Origin of the sequence: Paludisphaera rhizosphaerae (assembly GCF_011065895.1) — a bacterium.
Taxonomy (GTDB): Bacteria; Planctomycetota; Planctomycetia; order Isosphaerales; family Isosphaeraceae; genus Paludisphaera; species Paludisphaera rhizosphaerae.
This window is the reverse complement of the sequence record NZ_JAALCR010000008.1, coordinates 217423-238588: the sequence shown is the minus strand read 5'-3', so window position 1 is coordinate 238588 and position 21166 is coordinate 217423. Positions and strand designations below refer to the sequence as shown.

The 21166-nt window shown below is 66.7% G+C and carries 31 protein-coding genes; 30 read left to right on the top strand and 1 reads right to left on the bottom strand.

What is annotated here, in order from left to right; all coding sequences use genetic code 11:
- Window positions 1-199 precede the first annotated feature (199 nt).
- Complete coding sequence (locus tag G5C50_RS12765; RefSeq protein WP_165069786.1) at window positions 200-1153, top strand: cupin domain-containing protein; 954 nt, start codon at window positions 200-202, stop codon at window positions 1151-1153.
- Between the two features lie 300 nt (window positions 1154-1453).
- Here G5C50_RS12765 and G5C50_RS12760 read toward each other — a convergent pair whose 3' ends face one another.
- The gene (locus G5C50_RS12760) at window positions 1454-3280 is read right to left on the bottom strand and encodes a glycoside hydrolase 64/thaumatin family protein (RefSeq protein WP_165069784.1); all 1827 of its coding nucleotides are present in this window, start codon (window positions 3278-3280) and stop codon (window positions 1454-1456) included.
- Window positions 3281-3558: 278 nt separating this feature from the next.
- Between G5C50_RS12760 and rpsJ the strand changes: the two genes are divergently transcribed.
- From rpsJ to G5C50_RS12615, 29 genes are all read left to right on the top strand, one after another.
- A complete protein-coding gene (gene rpsJ, locus G5C50_RS12755; protein WP_165069781.1) occupies window positions 3559-3891 on the top strand; it encodes a 30S ribosomal protein S10 in 333 nt (110 codons plus the stop codon).
- A 354-nt stretch (window positions 3892-4245) separates the two neighbouring features.
- Window positions 4246-4878 carry a 50S ribosomal protein L3 gene (rplC, locus tag G5C50_RS12750; RefSeq protein ID WP_165069779.1) on the top strand — a complete coding sequence of 211 codons (633 nt, stop codon included), beginning with the start codon at window positions 4246-4248 and terminating at the stop codon, window positions 4876-4878.
- A gap of 44 nt (window positions 4879-4922) precedes the next feature.
- Window positions 4923-5651, top strand: coding sequence for a 50S ribosomal protein L4 (gene rplD, locus G5C50_RS12745; protein WP_165069776.1), 729 nt, complete (start codon window positions 4923-4925; stop codon window positions 5649-5651).
- A 4-nt stretch (window positions 5652-5655) separates the two neighbouring features.
- Entirely contained in the window at window positions 5656-5982 is a 327-nt protein-coding gene (gene rplW / locus G5C50_RS12740; protein WP_165069774.1) for a 50S ribosomal protein L23, read from the top strand.
- Between the two features lie 115 nt (window positions 5983-6097).
- Complete coding sequence (gene rplB, locus G5C50_RS12735) at window positions 6098-6955, top strand: 50S ribosomal protein L2 (protein WP_165069771.1); 858 nt, start codon at window positions 6098-6100, stop codon at window positions 6953-6955.
- 84 nt (window positions 6956-7039) lie between these two features.
- Window positions 7040-7321: a 30S ribosomal protein S19 gene (gene rpsS, locus G5C50_RS12730; RefSeq protein ID WP_165069768.1), complete on the top strand. Its 282-nt coding sequence runs from the start codon at window positions 7040-7042 to the stop codon at window positions 7319-7321.
- Between the two features lie 106 nt (window positions 7322-7427).
- A complete protein-coding gene (gene rplV / locus G5C50_RS12725; protein WP_165069766.1) occupies window positions 7428-7793 on the top strand; it encodes a 50S ribosomal protein L22 in 366 nt (121 codons plus the stop codon).
- A 95-nt stretch (window positions 7794-7888) separates the two neighbouring features.
- Entirely contained in the window at window positions 7889-8590 is a 702-nt protein-coding gene (gene rpsC, locus G5C50_RS12720) for a 30S ribosomal protein S3 (RefSeq protein WP_165069763.1), read from the top strand.
- On the top strand, window positions 8529-8948 hold the full coding sequence (rplP, locus tag G5C50_RS12715; protein WP_165069760.1) for a 50S ribosomal protein L16: 420 nt from the start codon (window positions 8529-8531) through the stop codon (window positions 8946-8948). Before rpsC ends, rplP begins: the two co-directional genes overlap by 62 nt.
- Window positions 8949-9012: 64 nt before the next feature.
- Window positions 9013-9234 (top strand): 50S ribosomal protein L29, encoded by a 222-nt coding sequence (gene rpmC, locus G5C50_RS12710; RefSeq protein ID WP_165069757.1) that lies wholly within the window; start codon window positions 9013-9015, stop codon window positions 9232-9234.
- A 47-nt stretch (window positions 9235-9281) separates the two neighbouring features.
- Window positions 9282-9620, top strand: coding sequence for a 30S ribosomal protein S17 (gene rpsQ / locus G5C50_RS12705; RefSeq protein ID WP_165069755.1), 339 nt, complete (start codon window positions 9282-9284; stop codon window positions 9618-9620).
- Window positions 9621-9657: 37 nt separating this feature from the next.
- Window positions 9658-10038, top strand: coding sequence for a 50S ribosomal protein L14 (gene rplN / locus G5C50_RS12700; RefSeq protein ID WP_165069753.1), 381 nt, complete (start codon window positions 9658-9660; stop codon window positions 10036-10038).
- A gap of 61 nt (window positions 10039-10099) precedes the next feature.
- Complete coding sequence (rplX, locus tag G5C50_RS12695; protein ID WP_165069750.1) at window positions 10100-10486, top strand: 50S ribosomal protein L24; 387 nt, start codon at window positions 10100-10102, stop codon at window positions 10484-10486.
- Window positions 10487-10547: 61 nt separating this feature from the next.
- Window positions 10548-11102 carry a 50S ribosomal protein L5 gene (rplE, locus tag G5C50_RS12690; protein ID WP_165069747.1) on the top strand — a complete coding sequence of 185 codons (555 nt, stop codon included), beginning with the start codon at window positions 10548-10550 and terminating at the stop codon, window positions 11100-11102.
- 91 nt (window positions 11103-11193) lie between these two features.
- A complete protein-coding gene (locus G5C50_RS12685; protein ID WP_068409443.1) occupies window positions 11194-11379 on the top strand; it encodes a type Z 30S ribosomal protein S14 in 186 nt (61 codons plus the stop codon).
- 150 nt (window positions 11380-11529) lie between these two features.
- On the top strand, window positions 11530-11925 hold the full coding sequence (gene rpsH, locus G5C50_RS12680; RefSeq protein ID WP_165069745.1) for a 30S ribosomal protein S8: 396 nt from the start codon (window positions 11530-11532) through the stop codon (window positions 11923-11925).
- Window positions 11926-11986: 61 nt separating this feature from the next.
- A complete protein-coding gene (gene rplF / locus G5C50_RS12675) occupies window positions 11987-12538 on the top strand; it encodes a 50S ribosomal protein L6 (protein ID WP_165069742.1) in 552 nt (183 codons plus the stop codon).
- Window positions 12539-12639: 101 nt separating this feature from the next.
- A complete protein-coding gene (gene rplR / locus G5C50_RS12670; protein ID WP_315852314.1) occupies window positions 12640-13017 on the top strand; it encodes a 50S ribosomal protein L18 in 378 nt (125 codons plus the stop codon).
- 62 nt (window positions 13018-13079) lie between these two features.
- Window positions 13080-13583, top strand: coding sequence for a 30S ribosomal protein S5 (rpsE, locus tag G5C50_RS12665; protein ID WP_165069739.1), 504 nt, complete (start codon window positions 13080-13082; stop codon window positions 13581-13583).
- Window positions 13583-14077 carry a 50S ribosomal protein L15 gene (rplO, locus tag G5C50_RS12660; RefSeq protein ID WP_165069737.1) on the top strand — a complete coding sequence of 165 codons (495 nt, stop codon included), beginning with the start codon at window positions 13583-13585 and terminating at the stop codon, window positions 14075-14077. Before rpsE ends, rplO begins: the two co-directional genes overlap by 1 nt.
- A gap of 161 nt (window positions 14078-14238) precedes the next feature.
- Window positions 14239-15615 (top strand): preprotein translocase subunit SecY, encoded by a 1377-nt coding sequence (gene secY / locus G5C50_RS12655; protein WP_165069734.1) that lies wholly within the window; start codon window positions 14239-14241, stop codon window positions 15613-15615.
- A 33-nt stretch (window positions 15616-15648) separates the two neighbouring features.
- Window positions 15649-16554 (top strand): type I methionyl aminopeptidase, encoded by a 906-nt coding sequence (gene map / locus G5C50_RS12650; RefSeq protein WP_240907066.1) that lies wholly within the window; start codon window positions 15649-15651, stop codon window positions 16552-16554.
- 511 nt (window positions 16555-17065) lie between these two features.
- Window positions 17066-17179 carry a 50S ribosomal protein L36 gene (gene rpmJ / locus G5C50_RS12645; protein WP_068409457.1) on the top strand — a complete coding sequence of 38 codons (114 nt, stop codon included), beginning with the start codon at window positions 17066-17068 and terminating at the stop codon, window positions 17177-17179.
- Window positions 17180-17293: 114 nt separating this feature from the next.
- On the top strand, window positions 17294-17677 hold the full coding sequence (rpsM, locus tag G5C50_RS12640) for a 30S ribosomal protein S13 (protein ID WP_165069731.1): 384 nt from the start codon (window positions 17294-17296) through the stop codon (window positions 17675-17677).
- Between the two features lie 161 nt (window positions 17678-17838).
- Window positions 17839-18219, top strand: a complete 381-nt coding sequence (gene rpsK, locus G5C50_RS12635; protein ID WP_165069728.1) for a 30S ribosomal protein S11 — start codon at window positions 17839-17841, stop codon at window positions 18217-18219.
- Window positions 18220-18348: 129 nt separating this feature from the next.
- Complete coding sequence (gene rpsD / locus G5C50_RS12630; protein ID WP_165069724.1) at window positions 18349-18978, top strand: 30S ribosomal protein S4; 630 nt, start codon at window positions 18349-18351, stop codon at window positions 18976-18978.
- A 44-nt stretch (window positions 18979-19022) separates the two neighbouring features.
- Window positions 19023-20018, top strand: coding sequence for a DNA-directed RNA polymerase subunit alpha (locus tag G5C50_RS12625; protein ID WP_165069928.1), 996 nt, complete (start codon window positions 19023-19025; stop codon window positions 20016-20018).
- Between the two features lie 86 nt (window positions 20019-20104).
- Window positions 20105-20518, top strand: a complete 414-nt coding sequence (gene rplQ / locus G5C50_RS12620; protein ID WP_165069722.1) for a 50S ribosomal protein L17 — start codon at window positions 20105-20107, stop codon at window positions 20516-20518.
- Between the two features lie 133 nt (window positions 20519-20651).
- A complete protein-coding gene (locus tag G5C50_RS12615) occupies window positions 20652-21086 on the top strand; it encodes an HIT family protein (protein ID WP_165069719.1) in 435 nt (144 codons plus the stop codon).
- The last annotated feature ends 80 nt before the right edge of the window (window positions 21087-21166 follow it).

Below are 21166 nucleotides of genomic sequence, written 5' to 3'. Positions count from 1 at the left end.
TTCTAACTGGCGCATCGGACAGGCGTCATGGGTTGGTCTCTCTTGAGGGTATCGCGCCGGAGTCGGGAGATCCATCGAGACGCCTACTCGATCCTGGGGCGGTCGCGATATGCTGAAGGTGTCGCCGCCGAGCGGGAACGCGGGCCAGGTCCTGCGACGCGCAGGGGGCGAAACTCTCCAGCCCGGGAGGAGGTCGAACATGGTGGCCACGACGACTCGCGAGAAGACGGCCGACGAGGTGAGCGAACTGACGCGCGACGGCCAGTACTTCGAGTACAGCCGCGCCGCCGACCCCATTGGCGCGGGGATCATTCCGCCGATCCCGTTCGCCGACTTCCCCGCCTCGCTGCACGAACAGGGACCGACGGGAATCATCCCGCTCGACCTAAGCGAGAAGCTCGGCCAGCCCGGGCCGGCGACGAGCCCGAGCCTGCTCGCCAGCTTCATGCACATCCTGCCGGGCGAGTCGATCCGCGTTCGGCCGAATGCGTCGTCACAGCTTTACTACGTGATGCGTGGGCGGGGGCGGACCGATTTCGGCGCCAAAGTCTTCCCGTGGAGCACCGGCGATTTCGTCACGCTCCCGGCCGGCGACGACGCGGTCCACTTCGCCGACGAGGACGCCGCGCTGTACTGGGTCCACGACGAGCCGATGGTTCGCTACCTGGGCGCGAAGGTGGAGACCCCCACGTTCCGCCCCACCCTCTACCCCGCCGCGGAGGCCAGGGCCGAACTCGCCAGGGCCGAGGCCGACCCCCACGCCAAGAACCGCAACCGCGTCAGCGTGCTGCTGGCGAACAAATCGTGCCCGCTGACCCGGACCGTCACGCCGACGCTCTGGGCGATGTTCGGCATCCTCCCGGTGGCCGCCGTGCAGGCCCCGCACCGGCACCAGTCGGTGGCGCTCGACCTGATCCTCGACGCCAAGCCCGGCTGCTACACCCTCGTCGGCCAGGAACTCGGCGCCGACGGCCGAATCGTCGACCCAATCCGCGTGGACTGGCATTCGGCCTCGGCCTTCGTCACCCCTCCCGGCCTCTGGCACTCCCACTACAACGAGTCCGGCGTCCCCGCCTACCTCCTCCCCATCCAGGACGCCGGCTTGCAGACGTATCTGCGGACGCTGGACATCCAGTTCGGGAGGAATGTGTAACGAGCTTTGACGGAACCTCGGCGGGCTGTCATGCTACGTTCTTCCCGACCACTGGCTCGTGGGGGGCGAGTCCGAAGTCGAAAATCGTCGTAGGTGAAAAAGGCGGTCGCGGGATAGCCGCACGCGTGTCGCGCGATCGGCGGCCTATGTGGGCCTACGACCCCCCCCAGCTTTTGTGGTTGAAGATCAAGCCCCCTGTTTCTTACGAGCCAGCAAGGCTCGCACCTCGGGGACGAGTTCGGTCGGGACCGCCATCATCGTCTGAACACCGAGAGGCTGGGCCAGCGTCGTCAACCGAAATCACCACGGCCCCAGTGTGATGGTGATGGTCGTCGTCGCGGACGGGACGGGGTCGAACTTCGAGGGGACCTGGGCCTGGCCGGCCGGCGCGGGGGGGACGGGGCCGGGGTTCTCGTCGTAGCTGAAGCCGTAGGCCATTCCCATCGGGGCGCCGGTCTTCGTCGACGCCGGATTGGTCGGGCGGACGAAGATCGCGGAGTTGTTGATGGTCGCGGTGTGCATGAAGAGGGCAAACTCGTTCTGCGTCTGGCTCGCCGGATACCAGTTGGACTCGGTCCCCCAGTACTGGCTGGCGTAGCCCGTTTGCGAGGGAGTCAACGGGCCCGGCATGCCCTGGACGCTCGGCACGACGGCCACACCTCGGTTCAGGGCCGAGTCGATCTGGTTCTCGATGTTCAGCAGGACCGTGGCCTCGCTTCCGGTCACGCCCTGAGTCGCGGCGTCGGCGAAGAAGCCCGAAGCGCCGAAGGTCATCGCCCCGCTCGACGCCTTCATGATCGACAGGTCGGGGATTGGCGAGAAAACGACCTGATCGTTGGTCACGGCCCACGGCAGAGCGTGCTTCAGCGTCACCACGGTGTTCCCCGACCAGTCGCGGGAAATCCCCGTGATGTAGTTGGTCGCCTTGCCGTCCTTCTGGTCGAAATACTGACCGAAGACGTACATCCCCACTTCCAGCGTTCCCGCCGCCGGGGCGTTCGTGAGCGTGATCTTGTTCAACTGCGCGGAGTTCTCCCCTCGGAGCCCGCCCCGGGCCCTCCCTCGGAGGAAGGCGGGCGTCGAGCGAAGCGTCGTGCTCGCTGTGATGGCCTGGCCGTTGGCCCCGACCGCCACGTTCACGCCCACTGGGTTGAAGACGTGTAGCTTGTCGCCGTTCCCCTTGAACTCCAGCCCCTCGAGTTTGACGAGTCGCCAGGGGAAGACGGGATTTCGCAAGCTCCCGTACTGATACGTCCCCTTCTTCGCGACGTACACGTGCCCGTCCGAGCCCGTCACGCTCCAGCCGCTCGAGGCGAAGAGCGTATTCAGAGACGTGTCGAAGACCGTGTTCAGCGGGTCCGTGGTCTTCGACGGGAGCGGGTTCGTCCCGGAGGTCTGCATCAGGTATGTGTATGGGTTCAAAAGCTGCTGCGAGGCGTCCACCTTGAGAGACTTGTAGGCCTCGCGCCCGGGCACGGTCATGAAGGCCGTGTACGCCCTGGCGATCGCCGATCGGTTAGCGCTCGCCCCCTGCAAGGGCTGGCCGACCTGGCCGAGGTAGTCCCCAGCCGCGTTATGAGGCGTCAGCGTGAGCGGGAAGTTGAAGGCGTCGACCGTCGAGAGGTTGATGGTCGGCAAGCCGCCGGTCGCGGGCTCGGTCAGCTCGACGTACTCAAACATGTATTGTGAAGAATACGAAGGCTGCTGCCCGAACGGGAAGGTCGGCCCCGCCTGGTTCGTACCCATCACGTAGAAGTAGATCCGGCCGCCGTCGATGGGCTGCGAAGAGTCGAAGACGATCGAGCTGAACTGGCCGGCGCCCCCGCCGACGGGATAGCTGTCGACCTCGAGATCCGTGTTCCCCGCCGGGCCGAAGACCAACTGCCCGGCCGTCGCGCCCGGCTGCAGGGTCAGCCCGCTCGCCGTCGAGAATCCGCCGACGTAGACGGGATGCTTCGAGGCGTCGAGGTGGGTGTTGTTGACCAGAGGCATGGTGTAGGTGGTCAACAACGCTCGGGCTTCCAGGGCCTCCGCCCGAGCCACGAGCCGCGGCCGACGGCCCGGCCTGGCGGCGGCGCGAGGGGCTGACGGATGGACCCAGACGGGCGACAAGCGGGGCCGGAACATCGCGAGGCTCCTGGTGTTCGATCCATTCCGCGGGCCGTCGAGCCCACTGGCTGCTCGAAACGTAAGACGCCGCCGCGTCAAGTGGAACGATCACGATGCCAAGCGTGATGGAGAGCTCCGCGTGAGGGTCGCAGCGAAAATTCCATGAAAAAAGGGCGATGCCGGCCGTTGACGCCCTGGGGGGGTCGCGATACACTCTTACTTTCCTGCGTGACGTGCGATTTGGGCGAGACGGACTCGCCCCGGGTCGGCCGGGTTTCGGGAAGGACGTGATTGCGGTGGCGGGCATCAGCAACGAACGCATTCGGATCCGGATGGAAGCATACGATCACACCATCCTGGACCAGTCTGCCAAAGACATCGTCGACACGGCGAAGCGGACCGAAGCCATCGTGCACGGACCGATCCCCCTCCCGACGCGGATCGAGCGGTACACCGTGCTCCGCAGCCCGCACATCGACAAGAAGTCGCGGGAGCAGTTTGAGATCCGGACCCACAAGCGACTGATCGACATCGTTCAGCCGACGAACAAGACCATTGACGCCTTGAACAAGCTGAGCCTGCCCGCGGGCGTGGACATCAAGATCAAGGCCTCGCCGGCCGGCGCCTGAGCGCCCGGGCCGAGCGAGCGGTATAAAAGAAAGAAACGCTTGCAAATTCCGGGCGGCGGCTGGTAAAGTCGTCGCTTCGGGTTCATGGCTTCCCGGACCGCGTACGACTGGTACGTGCACGTCCGGACGCGTCGGACGCCTCAATCGGCCCTCGGCCGAGAGACAGCCCCGACGCCGGATTAGGGATCGCCGATAAGCCTGGCTGCGACCCTCCCGCCGAAGCCCGCCTCCCCACCCCAGGTTGAATTGGAACACGCCTCGCCGCGAGGCCCGCCGGCGTCTCGGAAGCACTTGCTTCGGGCCCCGGCATCGGCCGGCGGTAGCGCCGCCACCGGTTGCACACGGAGTTCGACGATGCGAGTGGGACTGCTGGGACGGAAGATCGGCATGACCCAGATCTTCCAGGAGGACGGCACCGCCGTCCCGATCACGGTTCTTGAGTGCGGCCCCTGCACCGTGCTTCAGGTCCGCACCGACGAGGTCGACGGCTACCACGCGGTTCAGCTCGGCTTCGACGACAAGAAGCGGAAGAACGCCACCCAGGCGGAGCGGGGCCACGCCAAGAAGGTCGACGCCGAGCCCAAGCGGTACATCCGCGAGATCCGCCAGGAGTCGGCCGTCGACGTGCAGCCGGGCCTCAAGCTGACCGTCGAGGTGTTCAACGAGATCAAGAACGTCGACGTCACCGGGACCAGCAAGGGTCGCGGTTTCAGCGGCGTCATCAAGCGGCACGGGTTCCGCGGCCTGCGGGCGACCCACGGCGTTAAGCGGATGCACCGCCATCCCGGCTCCTCCGGCCCCAGCGCCGACCCGTCGCGGACCCGTAAGGGCATCCGCAAGCCGGGTCAGTTCGGGAACGCCCAGGTGACCGTGCGGAACCTCGAAGTGGTCCGGATCGACCCGGCCAACAACCTGTTGCTGCTCCGCGGCGCCGTTCCCGGCCCCAACGGCGGCTACCTGACCGTCCGTCAGACCAACAAGGCCTGAGCCGGGTTCGCGGACCGGACCCTCCGAAATTGGAAGCGACCGCCATGCTGACGATTCCCGTTTACAACGTCGACGGCGCCAAAGTGGGCGACGAGCAGGTCGACCCCGCCGCGTTCGGCGGCGAGGTCAACAAGCAGCTCCTTCACGACGTCGTCCTGATGCACCTGGCCGCCCGCCGGGTCGGCACCGTCAACACGCGGGGCCGGGCCGACGTCGCCGGGTCGGGCAAGAAGCTGTTCCGCCAGAAGGGGACCGGCAACGCCCGCGCCGGCGCCAAGCGGACCAACAAGCGGAAGGGCGGCGGCGTCGCCTTCGCCCGCCGCAACCGCGACTACCGCTACAGCATCCCCAAGCGGGCCGTGCGGGCCGCCGTCCGGATGGCCCTGCTCTCCAAGTTCCAGGACGGCCAGGCGCTGGTGATCGACGGCCTGAAGCTGGACGCCCCCAAGACCCAGGTGGTCGCCAAGGCCCTCAAGGCCATCCGTCGGCCCGACCTGACCGAGGCCGAAGCGGCCGAGGCCGTCGGCGAGACCAAGGCCGTCGCCTCGCGGCGGACCCTGGAAGGCCGTTCGATCCTGCTGGGCCTCCCCGCCGCCGACCCGACGCTCTACCGCAGCGCCCGGAACATCGAGGGCGTGCAGGTGGCGCCGGTCGCCGAGTTCAACACCTACGACGTGCTCAAGCAGCGCTACCTGATCCTCACCCGTGAGGCGCTGGCGGCCCTGATCGAACGCGTGAAGTCCCAGCCGGCGCGTCGCGCCGTGGAGGCCTGATTCCATGGTTACGCTCCGCCGGGCTCCGGCCTACACCCGTAAAGGCCCCGCCCTCGACCCCCACCAGGTGGTCGTCCGGCCTCTGATCACTGAGAAGGCGACGCACCTCTCGGAACGGCACAACGCCTACACCTTCGAGGTCAACCAGCTCGCCGGCAAGACGGAGATCAAGGAGGCCGTCGAGGCCCTGTTCAACGTCAAGGTGAAGGACGTCCGGACCCAGAACCGCAAGGGCAAGCTGCGGCGGGTCCGCCTCCAGCAGGGCCGCACCCGGAGCTGGAAGAAGGCGATCGTCGCCCTCCACGACGACTACCGGATCGACTTCTATTGATCAGCTGAAGGATGGGACGCGGCGGGCCCGGTCGCCCGCCCCCCGGGACCACCGACGCCGCGAAGACGAGCGAGGGGCGCCGGCCGCAGGCCAGTCCCCTCGAGAGGAATAAGCGATGGGCATCCGCTACTACAAGCCGACCAGTCCGGGCCGCCGCAACGCGTCGGTCTCCGACTTCTCGGAACTGACCGACAAGAACAAGAAGCCTGAGAAGTCGCTGACCGAACCGCTGAAGAAGACCGGCGGCCGGAACAACCAGGGCTTCATCACGGCCCGCCACCGCGGCGGCGGCCACAAGCGGATGTACCGGATCATCGACTTCCGGCGCAACGACCGCGACGGCCAGGTCGCCCAGGTGACCCACATTGAATACGACCCCAACCGCTCGGCCCGGATCGCGCTGATCGTCTACCCGGACGGCCAGAAGCGGTACATCGTGGCCCCCGAAGGTTTGAAGGCCGGCATGGCCGTCGCCTCGGGCCCCGACGCCGAGCCCAAGCTGGGGAACTGCCTGCCGCTGTCGAAGATCCCGACCGGCATGTCGATCCACAACCTCGAGATGCAGCCCGGCGGCGGGGCCAAGCTCTGCCGGTCGGCCGGCGTCTCGGCGACGCTCACCGCCCGCGAAGGCGACTGGGCCCAGATCACGCTGCCCTCGGGCGAGGTTCGCCGAATCCCGTCGACCTGCCGGGCGACGATCGGCGTGGTCGGGAACGCCGACCACATGAACATCCGCCTGGGCAAGGCCGGCCGGAAGCGCTGGCTGGGCCGACGGCCGCACGTCCGCGGCATGGCGATGAACCCGGTCGACCATCCGATGGGCGGCGGCGAAGGTCGGTCGAAGGGCCACACGCCGCAGTCGCCGACGGGCGTGCTGGCGAAGGGCGGGAAGACCCGTCGTCGTCGCAAGCAGTCGAACAAGATGATCATCCGCCGTCGCACCAGCGTCCGCTACGGCCAGTTGAAGATCTGACCGCGAGCCCCGCCCGAGGCGGCGGGGCCCTCACCCGACCGCCTCCTGGCCGACCGACATCGCAATCAAAGGGAAGACGCAGACATGGGACGTTCGCTGAAGAAGGGGCCGTACGTCGTTGAGCGGCTGCTTGAGAAGGCTGCCAAGTCCGACGCCTCGGGGAGCCGCGAGCCGATCAAGACGTGGGCGCGGTCCTGCACCATCGTGCCTGAGTTCATCGGCAAGAACTTCGCGATTCACAACGGCAAGACGTTCGTGAAGCTCTACGTGACCGAGGACATGGTGGGCCACAAGCTCGGCGAGTTCGCCCCGACGCGGACCTTCCGCAGCCACGGCGGCAAGGCCGCCAAGGGCGCCCGCAAGTAATACGAGGCGGCCTTTCCCGGCCTCCTGAAACATTGGATCGAAGACGAGAAAGGTCGAGGACGGCGGGGCCGGCCCCGCCCCGTCGGACTGAAAGCGAGACCCCGGTATGAGCAGCACAGTCGCCGAATACACGGCCAGCCACCGTTTCGCTCGCATCTCGGTGCGGAAGGTCATGCCGCTGTTGGACCTGATCCGCGGGAAGTACGCCGACGATGCGCTGGACGTTTTGAAGTACATGCCCCACCGCGGCGCCCGGCTGGTCGAGAAGGTGCTGAAGAGCGCCATGGCCAACGCCGAGGACCGGGGGGTGAAGCGGGTGGGCGACCTGGTGGTCGTGGACGCCCGGGGCGAGGGGGGCCCGATGTTCAAGCGGCTGATGCCGCGGGCTCGGGGCATGGCCTACCTGATCCGCCGCCGCAGCAGCCATATCATCGTGGGGCTCGAGGACTACTCGAAGTTCGACGAGGAGTGAGCCGACCGCGAGGCCCCGGCCGGGCGATTCCCGCCGAGGACGACGAGACGCGAGGAAACGAGATGCGAATCCAACAAGGCGGGGGACGCTGAGCGATGGGCCAGAAGGTGCGACCGACCGGGTTCCGGGTGGGCGTGATGGAGGACTGGCGGAGCCGCTGGTACGCCTCCAAGCACGAGTTCAGCGACCTGCTGGTCGAGGACTTCAAGATCCGGAAGTTCATCAAGAACAAGTACGGCTTCGCCGGCATCCCCAAGATCGAGATCGAGCGAACGCGGGACGCGGTCACGGTGCTGCTGTCGACGGCCCGTCCCGGCGTCGTGATCGGCCGCAAGGGGGCCGAGGTCGAGAAGCTCCAGGAGGAGCTGCAGAACCTCACCGGCCGCCGGATCGAGATCAAGATCGTCGAAGTCGGCCGTCCTGAGATCGACGCCCAGCTGATCAGCGAGGACATCGCCGAACAGCTGCAGAAGCGGTCGAGCTTCCGGCGGACGATGAAGCGGGCCCTCGAGCAGACGATGGACGGGGGGGCCAAGGGAGTCAAGATTCAGCTGTCCGGGCGGCTCGGCGGGGCCGAGATGTCGCGGACCGAGGCGGCGGCGCAGGGGTCGGTACCTCTGTCGACGCTGCGGGCGAAGATCGACTACGGATTCGCCGAGGCGAAGACAGCCCAGGGGCACATCGGCGTCAAGGTGTGGGTCAACCAGGGCGACTATTTGAAGACGGAGGCCGTCGATGGCGCTGATGCCCAAGCGGGTCAAGTATCGAAAAAGCCAAAAAGGCCGCGTAAAAGGTAATGCGACGCGGGGCAACTACGTGTCGTTCGGCGAGTACGGACTGCAGACCCTCGAGCCGGGGCGGATCAGCGCCCAGACGATCGAGGCGGGCCGCGTGGTCGCCAGCCAGGCCGTCAAGGGTGGCGGGAAGCTGTTCATCCGGATCTTCCCCCACAAGAGCGTGACCGCGATTCCGGCCGAGACCCGAATGGGCAAGGGCAAGGGCGAGGTCGAGTTCTGGGCCGCGGTCGTCAAGCCGGGGACCATTCTGTACGAGATCTCGGGCCTGACTGAGGACGCCGCGCGAGCCGCGTTCAACCGGGTGGCCCACAAGATGCCCGTCGCCTGCCGGTTCGTGACCCGGCGGCCGACCGTCTGAGCCGAGCCCGCCCTTCGGGGCGGGCGGTCCGCCGCGACGCGACGACCGGAAGCGAGAAGGAACCATGAGCAAGGCCTCCGAACTCCGCGAACATTCCGACGAGCAGCTCGAATTGCAGCTCAAGGACGTCCAGAAGAACCTGTTCCGCCTTCGTCTCCAGAGTGAGACGGAGCGGCTCGAGGCCCCCAGCGAGATCGTCAAGGCGAAGCGCGAAATCGCGCGGATCAAGACGATCCTCCGCCAGCGCGAGATCGATCGCGTGAAGACCGCCGGGGCCGCCTCCTGACCTTGCGGGGCCGTCCCCCGCCCAAACCCAGGACCGAAGCACGCACGATGAGCCAGCCCAGCCCCGCCAACGCCAAACCAGCGCCGGCCCGCCGCCCCCGCAAGACGGAGGTCGGCGTGGTGATGTCCGACAAGATGAACAAGACCCGCCGGGTCGTCGTCGAGCGGCTTGTGCCCCACGACAAGTACGGCAAGCTGATGAAGCGGCGGACCGTCTGCCACACCCACGACGAAACCAACGAGTCCCACGTGGGCGACGTGGTCGAGATCATGGAGACGCGGCCGCTGTCGAAGCTGAAGCGGTGGCGGCTGGTCCGGATCATCCGCAAGGGCGCCCAGCAGGCGCTCGCCGGCGAGGGCGAGGCCGCCGCGGCCCCCGCCGAGTGATCGGCCCCACTGAGCGACGAAGAAAGGTCCACCGACCATGATCCAGATGCAGACCCGGCTCGACGTGGCCGACAACTCGGGCGCCAAGGAAGTGATGTGCATCAAGGTCCTCGGCGGCAGCGCTTCGCGGTACAAGCGACGCGTGGCCGGCATTGGGGACGTCATCATCGCCAGCGTCAAGAAGGCCTCGCCCGGCGGCGACGTGAAGGCGGGCGACGTCGTCCGCTGCGTGGTCGTCCGGACCCGCACCCAGGCCCGCCGGGGCGACGGCAGCTACGTCAAGTTCGACCGCAACGCCGTCGTCCTGATCGACAACGAAAAGAACCCCCGCGGCACCCGCATCTTCGGTGCGATCGCCCGCGAGCTGCGCGACCGCCAGTTCATGAAGATCATCAGCCTGGCCGCCGAGGTCGTCTGACGACGACCCGGACCGAGCCCCGACCCCCCGGGCGGACCCAGTCCCCCTCAGCGAGCAAGACATGAACATCCGCAAAGACGACCAGGTCGAAGTGATCGCCGGCGACGACAAGGGGACGCCCGAGAACCGCCGCATCGCCAAGGTGCTGCGCTCCCTCCCCTCGAAGAACAAGGTCGTCGTCCAGGGGGTCAACCGGGTCTACAAGCACATGAAGCCGAGCCAGAAGAACCCCCAGGGGGGCCGGCTTTCCAAGGAAATGCCCATCGACGTCTCGAACGTCATGCTCTTCTGCCCCAAGTGCAACCGCGGCGTCCGTCAGGGTGCCCGGCTGACCTCTGAGGGCCGTAAGGAGCGCTACTGCCGCAAGTGCGGGACCGGCCTCGGGACGCTCGGCCCCAAGAAGCAGGCCCACGCCGAGGCTTACGCCGCCCAGGCCGCCAAGCATTGAACCGGGTTCGCGCTTGAGCTGAGCTGAGAAGACCGCCGGCCCCGATCAGGACAAACGAGAAATGGCTCGCCTCCAGGAACTGTACAAGAACGAGATCAAGACGGCGGTCGCCGCCAAGTTCAACCTTGAGAACCCGATGTCGATCCCCAAGATCGACAAGATCGTGGTCAACATGGGCGTCGGCAAGGCGACCCAGGACAAGGCCGTGCTGGAATCGGCCGTCGACAGCCTGGGGAAGATCACCGGCCAGAAGCCGATGATCACCAAGGCCAAGACGTCGGTCTCCGGCTTCCGCCTCCGCGAAGGAAACGACATCGGCTGCAAGGTGACGCTCCGCGGAGCGAGGATGTATGAATTCCTCGACCGCCTGGTCTCCATCGCTCTGCCTCGTATCCGCGACTTCCGCGGCGTCAACCCCAACAGCTTCGACGGCCACGGCAACTACAGCCTGGGCCTGGCGGAGCAGGTCGTCTTCCCCGAAATCGACGCCGACCGCATCCAGCACACCCACGGCATGGACGTCACCATCGTCACCACGGCGAAGAACGACGACCAGGCCCGCGAACTGCTCCGCCTCTTCGGCGTGCCGTTCCGTCAGCCCGGCGGTCGTAAGTAAGCCGACCGACCCGTACCATTAACTGCACCGAACCGACGCGAGACGACCAGACGCCGAGAGGCGTCCTCCCAACGGTCCTGGAAGGTTGAGCATGTCGACCAAGGCCCAGAAGATCAAGTCCGAGACGCCCCGCAAGTTCGCCGTTCAGCACCGGAACCGGTGCCGGCTCTGCGGCCGCCCCCGCGCCTACTATCGGAAGTTCGGCATCTGCCGGATCTGCTTCCGGAATCTGGCCAGCCGGGGCCTGATCCCGGGCGTCAAGAAGGCGAGCTGGTAAGAGCCGCCCCCCCCTAGCCCAACCCCGTACACCGAACCGAATCGACGCGTCCGTCCGAGTCGCCCGCCGCGCCGACGATCCCCGAACGAGGCTCGCTAGAAGCAGAGCCCGGGGGCGTTACCCGCGGCGGTTCAGGAAGGCTTCCCCGCCATGATGACCGACCCGATCGCAGATATGCTGACCCGGATCCGCAACGCCGTCCGGATCGAGCGCACCAACCTGGACATGCCCGCGTCGAACATGCGGCGGGGGATCGCCCAGGTGCTCAAGGACGAAGGCTACATCTGGGACTTCGAGGAGATCGACACCGTCCCGGCCCGCACGCTCCGGCTGCACATGAAGTACGGCCCTAACGGCGAGCGGCTGATCACCAAGATCGACCGTATCAGCAAGCCCGGCCGTCGGGTCTACCGCGGCTACAAGGAGCTGAAGCCGGTGCTGGGCGGGATGGGCATCCAGATCCTCAGCACTCCCCGCGGCATCGTCAGCGACCGCAAGGCCCGCACCGAGAAGGTGGGCGGCGAAGTGCTGGCGATGATTTATTGATCCGGCCCGTCCCGCTCGAACGAGACGCCACGAACCCCACGAATCCGAGGAAGACGGAGCCATGTCCCGTATCGGTCGCAAACCGGTCGTCGTACCGGCCAACGTGAAGGTCGCGATCGCCGACTCGACGGTCAACGTCGAGGGGCCCAAGGGGAAGCTGAGCTACGCCCACCGTCCCGAGGTCAGCGTGACCTTCGACGAGGCGAAGAAGGAATTGGTCGTCGCCCGCCGCGACGACGAGCGCGTGAGCCGGGCCCTCCACGGCCTGACCCGCAGCCTCGTCGCCAACATGGTCGAGGGCGTGACGACCGGCTACACCAAGAAGCTGGAAATCGTCGGCGTCGGCTACCAGGCCCAGCTGAAGAAGGCCAACACCGTGGCCCTTCAGGTCGGCTACGCCAACCAGCACGTCCTGGAGGCCCCCGCCGGCGTGTCGGTGACGGTCCCCGACGCCACCCACATCACGGTGACCGGAGCGGACAAGCAGGCCGTCGGCCAGTTCGCCGCCGAGATCCGCCGCGTCCGTCCCCCCGAGCCTTACAAGGGCAAGGGCATCCGCTACGAGGGCGAGGTCGTCCGTCGCAAGGCCGGCAAGGCCTTCGGCTCGAAGTAACTCCCTCCGCGGCGCCTAGGCGGCGCGATAAAATCAAGCAAGAAACACCGAAGGCCAGGACTGGGAGGGCATAAGCCCCCCGCAGCGAGAGGATCGTTCCCGTGGACACCGCCAACCACCACCTGCTGGTCCAGACGCGTCGCGTCCGCCGCCAGCGCCGGATCCGCAAGCGGCTCAGCGGGACGCCCGAGCGTCCCCGTCTGGCCGTCTTCCGCAGCTCGAAGCACATCTACGCCCAGGTCATCGACGACGCGGCCGGGAAGACCCTGGCGTCGGCGAGCACCGTCGACCCCGAGGTCAAGGCCGAGGTCAAGTACGGCGGCAACAAGGCCGCTGCTTCCGTCGTCGGCCGGCTTGTCGCCGATCGGGCCAAGAAGGCCGGCGTCGAGAAGGTCTGCTTCGACCGCCGCAGCTACAAGTATCACGGCCGCGTCGAAGCCCTGGCCGCCGCCGCCCGCGAGGGCGGGCTCCAGTTCTGACCCGACGCCCAAGCCCCCCGATTCATCACGATCGAGCAGAATGACCGACAGGAGCATGCCCAGTGTCGACCGATAGCCGAGGCCGAGACCGCGACCGCGACCGCGGGGAATGGACGGAGAGCGTCGTCTCCATCCGCCGTTGCGCGGCCGTCGTGAAGGGGGGCCGCCGTTTCAGCTTCAACGCGCTCGTCGTGGTCGGCAACGGCCGCGGTCAGGTGAGCTGGGGCTACGGCAAGGCCAACGAAGTCCCCCCCGCCGTCGAGAAGGGCGTCAAGGACGCCCACAAGCAGATGAAGTCCGTCCAGCTCAAGGGGACGACCATCCCCCACGCCGTCGTCGGCCGGTTCGGCGCGGCGAGCGTCCTGCTCATGCCCGCCAGCCCGGGCACCGGCGTCATCGCCGGCGGCGCCGTCCGCGCCGTGGTTGAGGCCGCCGGCATCAAGGACGTCCTCACCAAGAGCTTCGGCTCCACCAACAAGCTGAACCTCGTGAAGGCCGCCATCCAGGGCCTCGGTCAGCTCCGCACGAAGGAAGAGATCGCCCGCCTCCGGGGAGTCCAGATCTAATGCAACTCCACGACATCAGCCAGGGTATCGAGCGCCGCAAGAAGCGCAAGCGCGTCGGTCGCGGCGTCGGCTCCGGCCACGGCAAGACCTCCAGCAAGGGCCACAAGGGCCACTCGTCGCGGCAGGGCTTCAAGATCGGCGCTCTCTTCGAGGGCGGCCAGATCACCCTCGCCCGCCGTGTCCCGAAGCGCGGCTTCTTCAACGGCGCCTTCAAGAAGCACTACGCCCTCATCAACATCGGCGACCTCGAAGTGGTCTTCACCGAGGCCGGCGTGGTCGACGAGGCCGCCCTCCGGGCCAAGAAGCTGGTCAGGGGCTACGCCCACACCGGCATCAAGGTGCTCGGCGACGGCGAGCTGACCAAGGCGCTGGAGGTCCACGCGACCAAGTTCAGCGAATCGGCCGCCAAGAAGATCGCCGCCGCCGGCGGCAAGGCCGTCGAGGTTCCCTACATCGGCAAGCCCCAGAACGACGAAGCCGAAGCCGCTTCCTGAGCGGTTTCGATCCGAGTCAACCGACAACCCCGCCCCGCCGAGCGATCGGCGCGGCGGGGAACGTCCATTGAAGGAACAAGGGGCGTCGCCCCGCGCCGGCCCTCGGACGGGCCGCGACCAACCGACCGACCGACAGAAGAGCCCAGCGGAGGCGATCGCGCGTGGACAAGCTGATCACCATCTTCAAGATCCCCGAGCTTCGGCGTAAGATCCTGTTCACCGCCCTGCTGCTGGCCATCTACCGGATCGGGTTCTACGTCCCGCTGCCGATCGTCAACCAGGCCCAGCTTCGCAACTGGGAAGAGCAGCTCAACACCAACGCCGCCGGCAAGATCTTCGGCACCGTCGCCATGTTCGGCGGCACGTCGATCGGCATGAGCACGATCTTCGGCCTGGGGATCATGCCTTACATTTCGGCGTCCATCATCTTCCAGCTTCTCGGCAGCGTGGTTCCCTCGCTCGAAGCGATGATGAAGGAAGGGGAGAGCGGCCGGAAGCGGATCAACGAGTACACACGCTACGCGACCGTCTTGTTATGCGCGATTCAGAGCGCTTTCTGGGTCCAATACATGATGAGTCCCCAGATGAACGTGGTACTCCCCCAGTATCGCGACTTCTGGCACGGCATGGTTTCAGTCTGCATCATGACGGCCGGCACAATCTTCCTGATGTGGGTCGGCGAGCAGATCGACGAGTACGGCATCGGCAACGGCATCAGCCTCTTGATCATGGCGGGCATCCTCTCGCGGATGCCGGTGGCCTTGCAGGGGCTCTGGCAGAGCGCATCGACCCGGCTGACGCCCGAACAGGGCAAGTTGGGCATCATCCAGCTCGCCTTGCTGGCGATCCTCTTCGTCGCCGTCGTGGTCGGAGTCATAGCAATAACCGAGAGCCAGCGGCGGATCCCGACCCAGTCGGCCAAGCATGTTCGCGGCCGCAGGGTCTTCGGCGGGACGCGGCAGTTTCTGCCCCTGAAGGTGAACCAGGCCGGCGTCATGCCGATCATCTTCGCCTCCAGCCTGCTCATCTTCCCCTCGCTGATCTTCAACGGTCTGGCCCGAGCGACCGCCGGCCTCCGGTCGGAGACCTCGTGGACGATCGGCTCGTTCTTCGCGACCCTGTTCCAGGACATGGCCGACGCTTTCCAGCGTCAGAGCTACCTGTACACGGTCTGCAACATTATCATGATCTACTTCTTCTGCTACTTCTGGACGGCCATCACCTTCAACCCGAAGGACATGTCCGAGAACCTGAAGGACTACGGCAGCTTCATCCCGGGATACCGCCCCGGGCGGCGGACGGCCGAGTATCTGGAGAAGGTCATGCTGCGGATCACCTACGTCGGGGCGGCCTTCCTGTCGCTCGTGGCGGTGATTCCCTCGCTCGTGCAGACGTGGCTCGGGGTTGACTTCACCGTCGCCCAGTTCCTCGGCGGCACCGGCCTGCTGATCGTCGTCAGCGTCTGCCTTGACCTGGTGCAGAAGATCGACAGCCACCTCGTGATGCGAAACTACACGGGGCTGGTCAACCGCAAGTGATCTGATCGGTACGTCGCCCGGAGGCCCTGAATCGTGTCATCCCACCGAGTCCCGGGCCGCCGCCCCTCGCTGTCGTCGTTCCTCTCCGGGGCGCTCAAACGCCCCGAGGGAGTCGCCGCGTCGAAGCCTGGTTCGCCGCCGGCTCCGGGTCGTCGGCAGCCGACGATTCAGCTCAAGAGCCCTCGCGAGATCGCTCTGATGCGTGAGGCCGGCCGGCTGGTGGCCACCGCGCATGCCGAGGTCGCCAAGCTGATCAAGCCGGGCGTCACGACGGCCGAACTGGACGCCGCCGCCGCTGCCGTCTTCCGCGACGCAGGGGCGACGCCTCTGTTCCTCGGCTACCCCTGCTCCACCAAGGGGAAGCCCGCCTTCCCCGCCGTGATCTGCTCAAGCGTCAACGAGCAGGTCGTCCACGGGATCCCCAACCGTCGCCCTCTCCGTGAGGGGGACGTCGTGGCCGTCGACACTGGCTGCCGATTCAACGGCTGGTGCGGCGACGCCGCCGTCACGCTGGCTGTCGGCGCAGTCGCTCCCGAGGTTCAAAAGCTCCTGGACGTAACCCGCGAGACTCTCGCGCTGGCCATCCGCGCGATGGGGCGATGCCGGTACTGGTCCGAGGTCGCCTCCTTGATGGAGCAGTATGTTAAATCCCAGGGGTTCTCGGTGATCGAGAACTTCGTCGGTCACGGCATCGGCAAGGAGATGCACGAGGAGCCGCAGGTTCCTAACTTCGTCAGCAAGGCGCTCCGAAAGCACGACATCCGGCTCGAACCGGGCGTCGTCCTGGCCGTCGAGCCCATGGTTGCGATGGGAACGAACGACGTCCGAACCCTCGAAGACGGTTGGACCGTGGAAACCAAGGACCGCCGCCCGAGCGCCCACTTTGAACACACGATCGCGATGACCCCCGACGGCCCCGAAATCCTCACTCTCCCCTGACTGACCCGGGATCGAGGACAGGACAGGACGGGGCGGATGCGAGGGCCCCGAGGCCAGCGGACGGCGGAATCGCGGTCGAATAATCTTGACGAAAGATGGCTTTTCGCCTCTTGCGAAGTTGAAGGAGAGCCGCTAGCATAGTTGAATTCCCCTGCGAGGTCCGCCTTGGTGAGTTGCGCCCGGCCCCTGAGGCCCGGCGATTCGGCGGATCCCTGGGCGATTGCGATCATCGAGACTTCGGGCGGCCGCCGCTGGAATCGCGACCGTCCGAAGCCGCGTCGTTTCCGGCCCCTTTCCCGGGCCGCGGCTTTGCCGCCCCCCGGGAACCTCGAATGGGCCGGCTCGGCCCCGCCCCTCTGGGCGACGGTCCGTCGAACGAACGACCGTGCGGCGACGATCGTAGGAGAGAGTCGCCGGGGCCCTCGCGCCGCCGGCCGCCGAGAACGAGCCGCGCCGCGGCGGGCGACCCGAAGCGAAAGATGACCGACGGAATACGAAAGCAGCGACGACCATGAAAGTTCGATCGAGCGTCAAACGGATCTGCGAGAATTGCAAGATCGTCCGGCGTGCGGGCAAGGTCCTGGTGATCTGCTCCAACCCCCGGCACAAGCAGCGCCAGGGCTGACGGCCCCCCCGGCGTTCCGCTTCAACGGAACGACCGGGCCGGCTCCAAGCCCGGCTCTAGCAAAACACCCCCCCGAACCCGACCCGACCTGCGCGACCGACGGAGACTGACGGAATGCCTCGTATCCTGGGCGTGGACATCCCCAACGACAAGCGGACGGTGATCTCGCTGCGCTACATCTACGGGATCGGCCCGTTCCTGGCGGCGGAGCTTTGCGAGCGCGCCGGGATCGATCCCGAGAAGCGGGCCCGCGACCTGTCCGAAGACGATCTGGCAAAGCTCGCCAACCTGCTCGACAACGAGTACACGGTGGAAGGCCAGCTCCGCCGGCAGGTCCAGCAGAACATCGGCCGGCTCCGCGAGATCGGCTGCTATCGCGGTCTGCGGCACCGCAAGGGCCTGCCCGTCCGCGGTCAGCGAACCCGGACCAACGCCCGCACCCGGAAGGGACCGCGTAAGACGGTCGCCGGCAAGAAGGGCGTCAAGGAGATGCGCTGAGAAGCGCGTCATTCTGATGACCGCCGCGCCGGGCCGAGGGGGGCGCGGGTGGTCGTCGTCGAGACAACGACATCAAGGCGGGCGCGGGGCGTTGAATCGTCCCCGCCGCGGGCGGCGAAGAAACACATTTTCGGTCAGGTGAGACGAGGAGCGAAGGACCCGTGGCCAAGGCCAAGAAGCGGAAGACGCGGCGCAACGTCAGTCGTGCGGTGGTGCACATCAAGGCGACGTTCAACAACACGACCGTGACCATCACCGATCCCAACGGCGACGCCCTCTGCTGGGCCTCGTCCGGGACGGTCGGCTTCAAGGGAAGCCGCAAGAGCACCCCGTTCGCCGCCCAGCGCGCCGCCGAGACGGCCGCCGCCTCGGCGACGAAGTTCGGCGTCAAGGAAGTCGAGGTCAAGGTCAAGGGACCCGGCTCCGGTCGCGAAAGCGCCATCACCGCCATCCAGGCTTCCGGCCTGTCGATCAAGGCCATTGAAGACGTCACCCCGCTGCCGCACAACGGCTGCCGCCCCCCGAAGAAGCGCCGCGTCTGATTCCGGCCGACGGCCGCGAGGCGGCCCCCCGCCCCAGCCCGCCGCCCCGGCCTTGACGTCCGGCCGATGTCACCCGCCGCCCGCACACTTACAAGACAATCCAAGAGATCGAGGTTCGCTGGATCTACCATGGGACGATATACAGGACCAGTCTGCCGGCTCTGCCGCCGCGAGGGCACCAACCTCTACCTGAAGGGGGCGCGGTGCTACGGCAACAAGTGCGCCATCGTGCGTCGGGACGGCGTCCCGGGCATGCACCAGTTCCGCCGCGGCAAGGCGAGCGAGTACGCCATCCGTCTGCGTGAGAAGCAGAAGGTCAAGCGCTTCTACGGCATCTTCGAGCGTCAGTTCCGCAAGTACTACGCCGAAGCCAACCGCAAGACGGGCAACACCGGCGACGCCCTGATGTCGCTCCTGGAGCGTCGGCTCGACAACGTCGTGGCCCGGCTCCAGTTCGCCTGCTCGCGGCCCCAGGCTCGCCAGTTCATCCGCCACGGCCACATCCTGGTCAACGGCAAGAAGGTGGACATCCCGAGCTACCTGGTCAAGCCTGGCGACCAGATCTCCGTCAAGAACCGCGAGCACTCGAGGAATCTGGCCCTGGAGAACCAGCAGGCCGACTTCCTGCCCCCGGTCCCCGATTGGCTCGACCGGATCAGCTCCGACCCCCCCGAGGGACGCGTCAGCCGCCTGCCGTCCGTCCAGGACGTCGCGCTGCCCGTCACTCCGCAGTTGATCGTCGAGTTGTTGAGCCGCTGAGCCGGCGACCGGCCCGGAGCGAGAGCACACCAGGGGGATTCATGATGCGTATCCGTTGGCGCGGCCTCGAATTGCCCAGTCGCGTCGTCTGCAACCGCGACAGCCTTTCCGAGAATTTCGGAGAGTTCCACGTCGAGCCGTTCGAACGCGGCTTCGGCCATACCGTGGGCAACAGCCTGCGCCGTATTCTCCTCTCCAGCCTGGAGGGGAGCGCGGTCACCAAGATCAAGATTCAGGGCGTCCAGCACGAGTTCTCGTCGATCCCCGGCATGGTCGACGACATCACCGATCTGGTGCTCAACACCAAGCTGCTGGTGGTCAAGAACCACTCCGAGCAGCCCCGCACGATCCGCATCGACCGCGACCGCCGCGGCGTCGTCACCGCCGCGGACATCCTCCACGACGAGTCGATCGAGATCATCAATCCCGACCACATCCTCTGCACGCTCACCGACGACGTTCCTTTCCACCTGGAAATGACCGTCGAGAACGGCCGAGGATACCGGACCGCCGCCGAAGGCCACACCGACGACCTGGAGATCGGCGTCATCCCCATCGACGCCAGCTTCAGCCCGGTTCAGCGCGTGGAATACCACGTCGAGAACACCCGCGTCGGTCAGCGGACCAACTACGACAAGCTCATCCTCCGGATCTGGACCACCGGCGTCCTCAACCCGGAAATGGCGCTCGTCGAGGCCGCCAAGATCCTTCGCAAGCACCTGAACCCGTTCGTCCAGTACAACGAGCCGGGCCCCGGCCTCCCCAGCGACGCCGGTCCGTACGACGGCAACGCGTACGCTCCGCTCGACGCCGAACTCGAGCGCAAGCTCGACATGAGCCTCGCCGAGCTGGAGTTGTCCGTCCGGGCCACCAACTGCCTGGAAAGCGAAGGAATCACGACCGTTCGGCATCTGGTCAGCCGCAGCGAGGACCAGCTCCTGAACGTCCGAAACTTCGGTGAGACGACCCTCAAGGAGGTCAGGGCCAAGCTCCACGAGATCGGCCTCGACCTGGGCATGTCCGTCCCCCCCAAGAGTTGACCGGTTTTCGACGTGAGGCGAGACCCCGGGCCTTTTCGCCCGGGGCCGCCGCGACCCGAAGCCCCTGAACCGATAAGAAATCCGCCATGCGTCACAAGAAAGCCGGCCGCAAGTTCAAGCGTACCCCCGAACACCGCCGCATGCTCCTGCGCAACCTGGCCACGGCGCTGCTGGAGCACGGCAAGATCACCACGACGGTTCCCAAGGCCAAGGAACTGCAGCCTTACGTCGAGAAGCTGATCACCCTCGCCAAGGAGGGCTTCAAGCTCGACCCGTTCCGTCGCAGCCTGGCCGTCCTGAACAACAAGGACGTGGCCTACAAGCTGTTCCACGAGATCGGCCCCCGGTTCGCCAGCCGTCCCGGCGGTTACACCCGCATCTACAAGCTCGCCAAGGTCCGCCAGGGTGACGCCGCCGAGATGGCCGTCATCATGCTCCTCGGCGAGAACGAGACCATCAAGACCCCCAGCCGTCCGGCCGTCGAGGCTCCCGCCTCCTGATCCGGCGGTGGACCCGATGCTGGTCATCGCGGTTCCCTCTCCCCATCGGGAGAGGGAACGCCTCTCCTCGTCGAACGGCTCGTTCGGCTGCTTCGATGCTTCGCTACGGCTTTCTCGAACCGCCGAGGCGTCTATGAGCCGCGACCCTCATTGCATCTTCTGCAAGATCGTCCACGGTGACATCCCATCCGTCTCGGTTCTGGAGACAGACCAGGCGATCGCCATCATGGACGTCAATCCGGTCGTCAAGGGACACATCCTCATCATTCCTCGCGACCATCACTCCCAGGTCCGCGATCTTCCCGAGGAACTCGCCGCCCATCTTGGGTCGCTGGTCCCACGACTCACCCGAGCCGTGGTCGCCGCTGTTGGAGCGGAAGGCTCGAACCTGATCATCAACAGTGGTCAGGTCGCCGGCCAGACGGTCGATCACTGCCACTGGCACATCATCCCGCGGTTCTCCGACGACCCCGTTGACTGGCCCTGGCCGCACGAGGAGTATTCGGGGGACGAGAAGGCCCAGATGGCCTTTCGGATCACGCGCGAGCTAAACGGCCCCGCCGACTGACCCCGCGAAGCCGGCCCGCCTCAGCCCTCGGCGTCCGATCCGCCCCTCTCCACTCGCCAACTTCGCGGGGGAGTACGGAC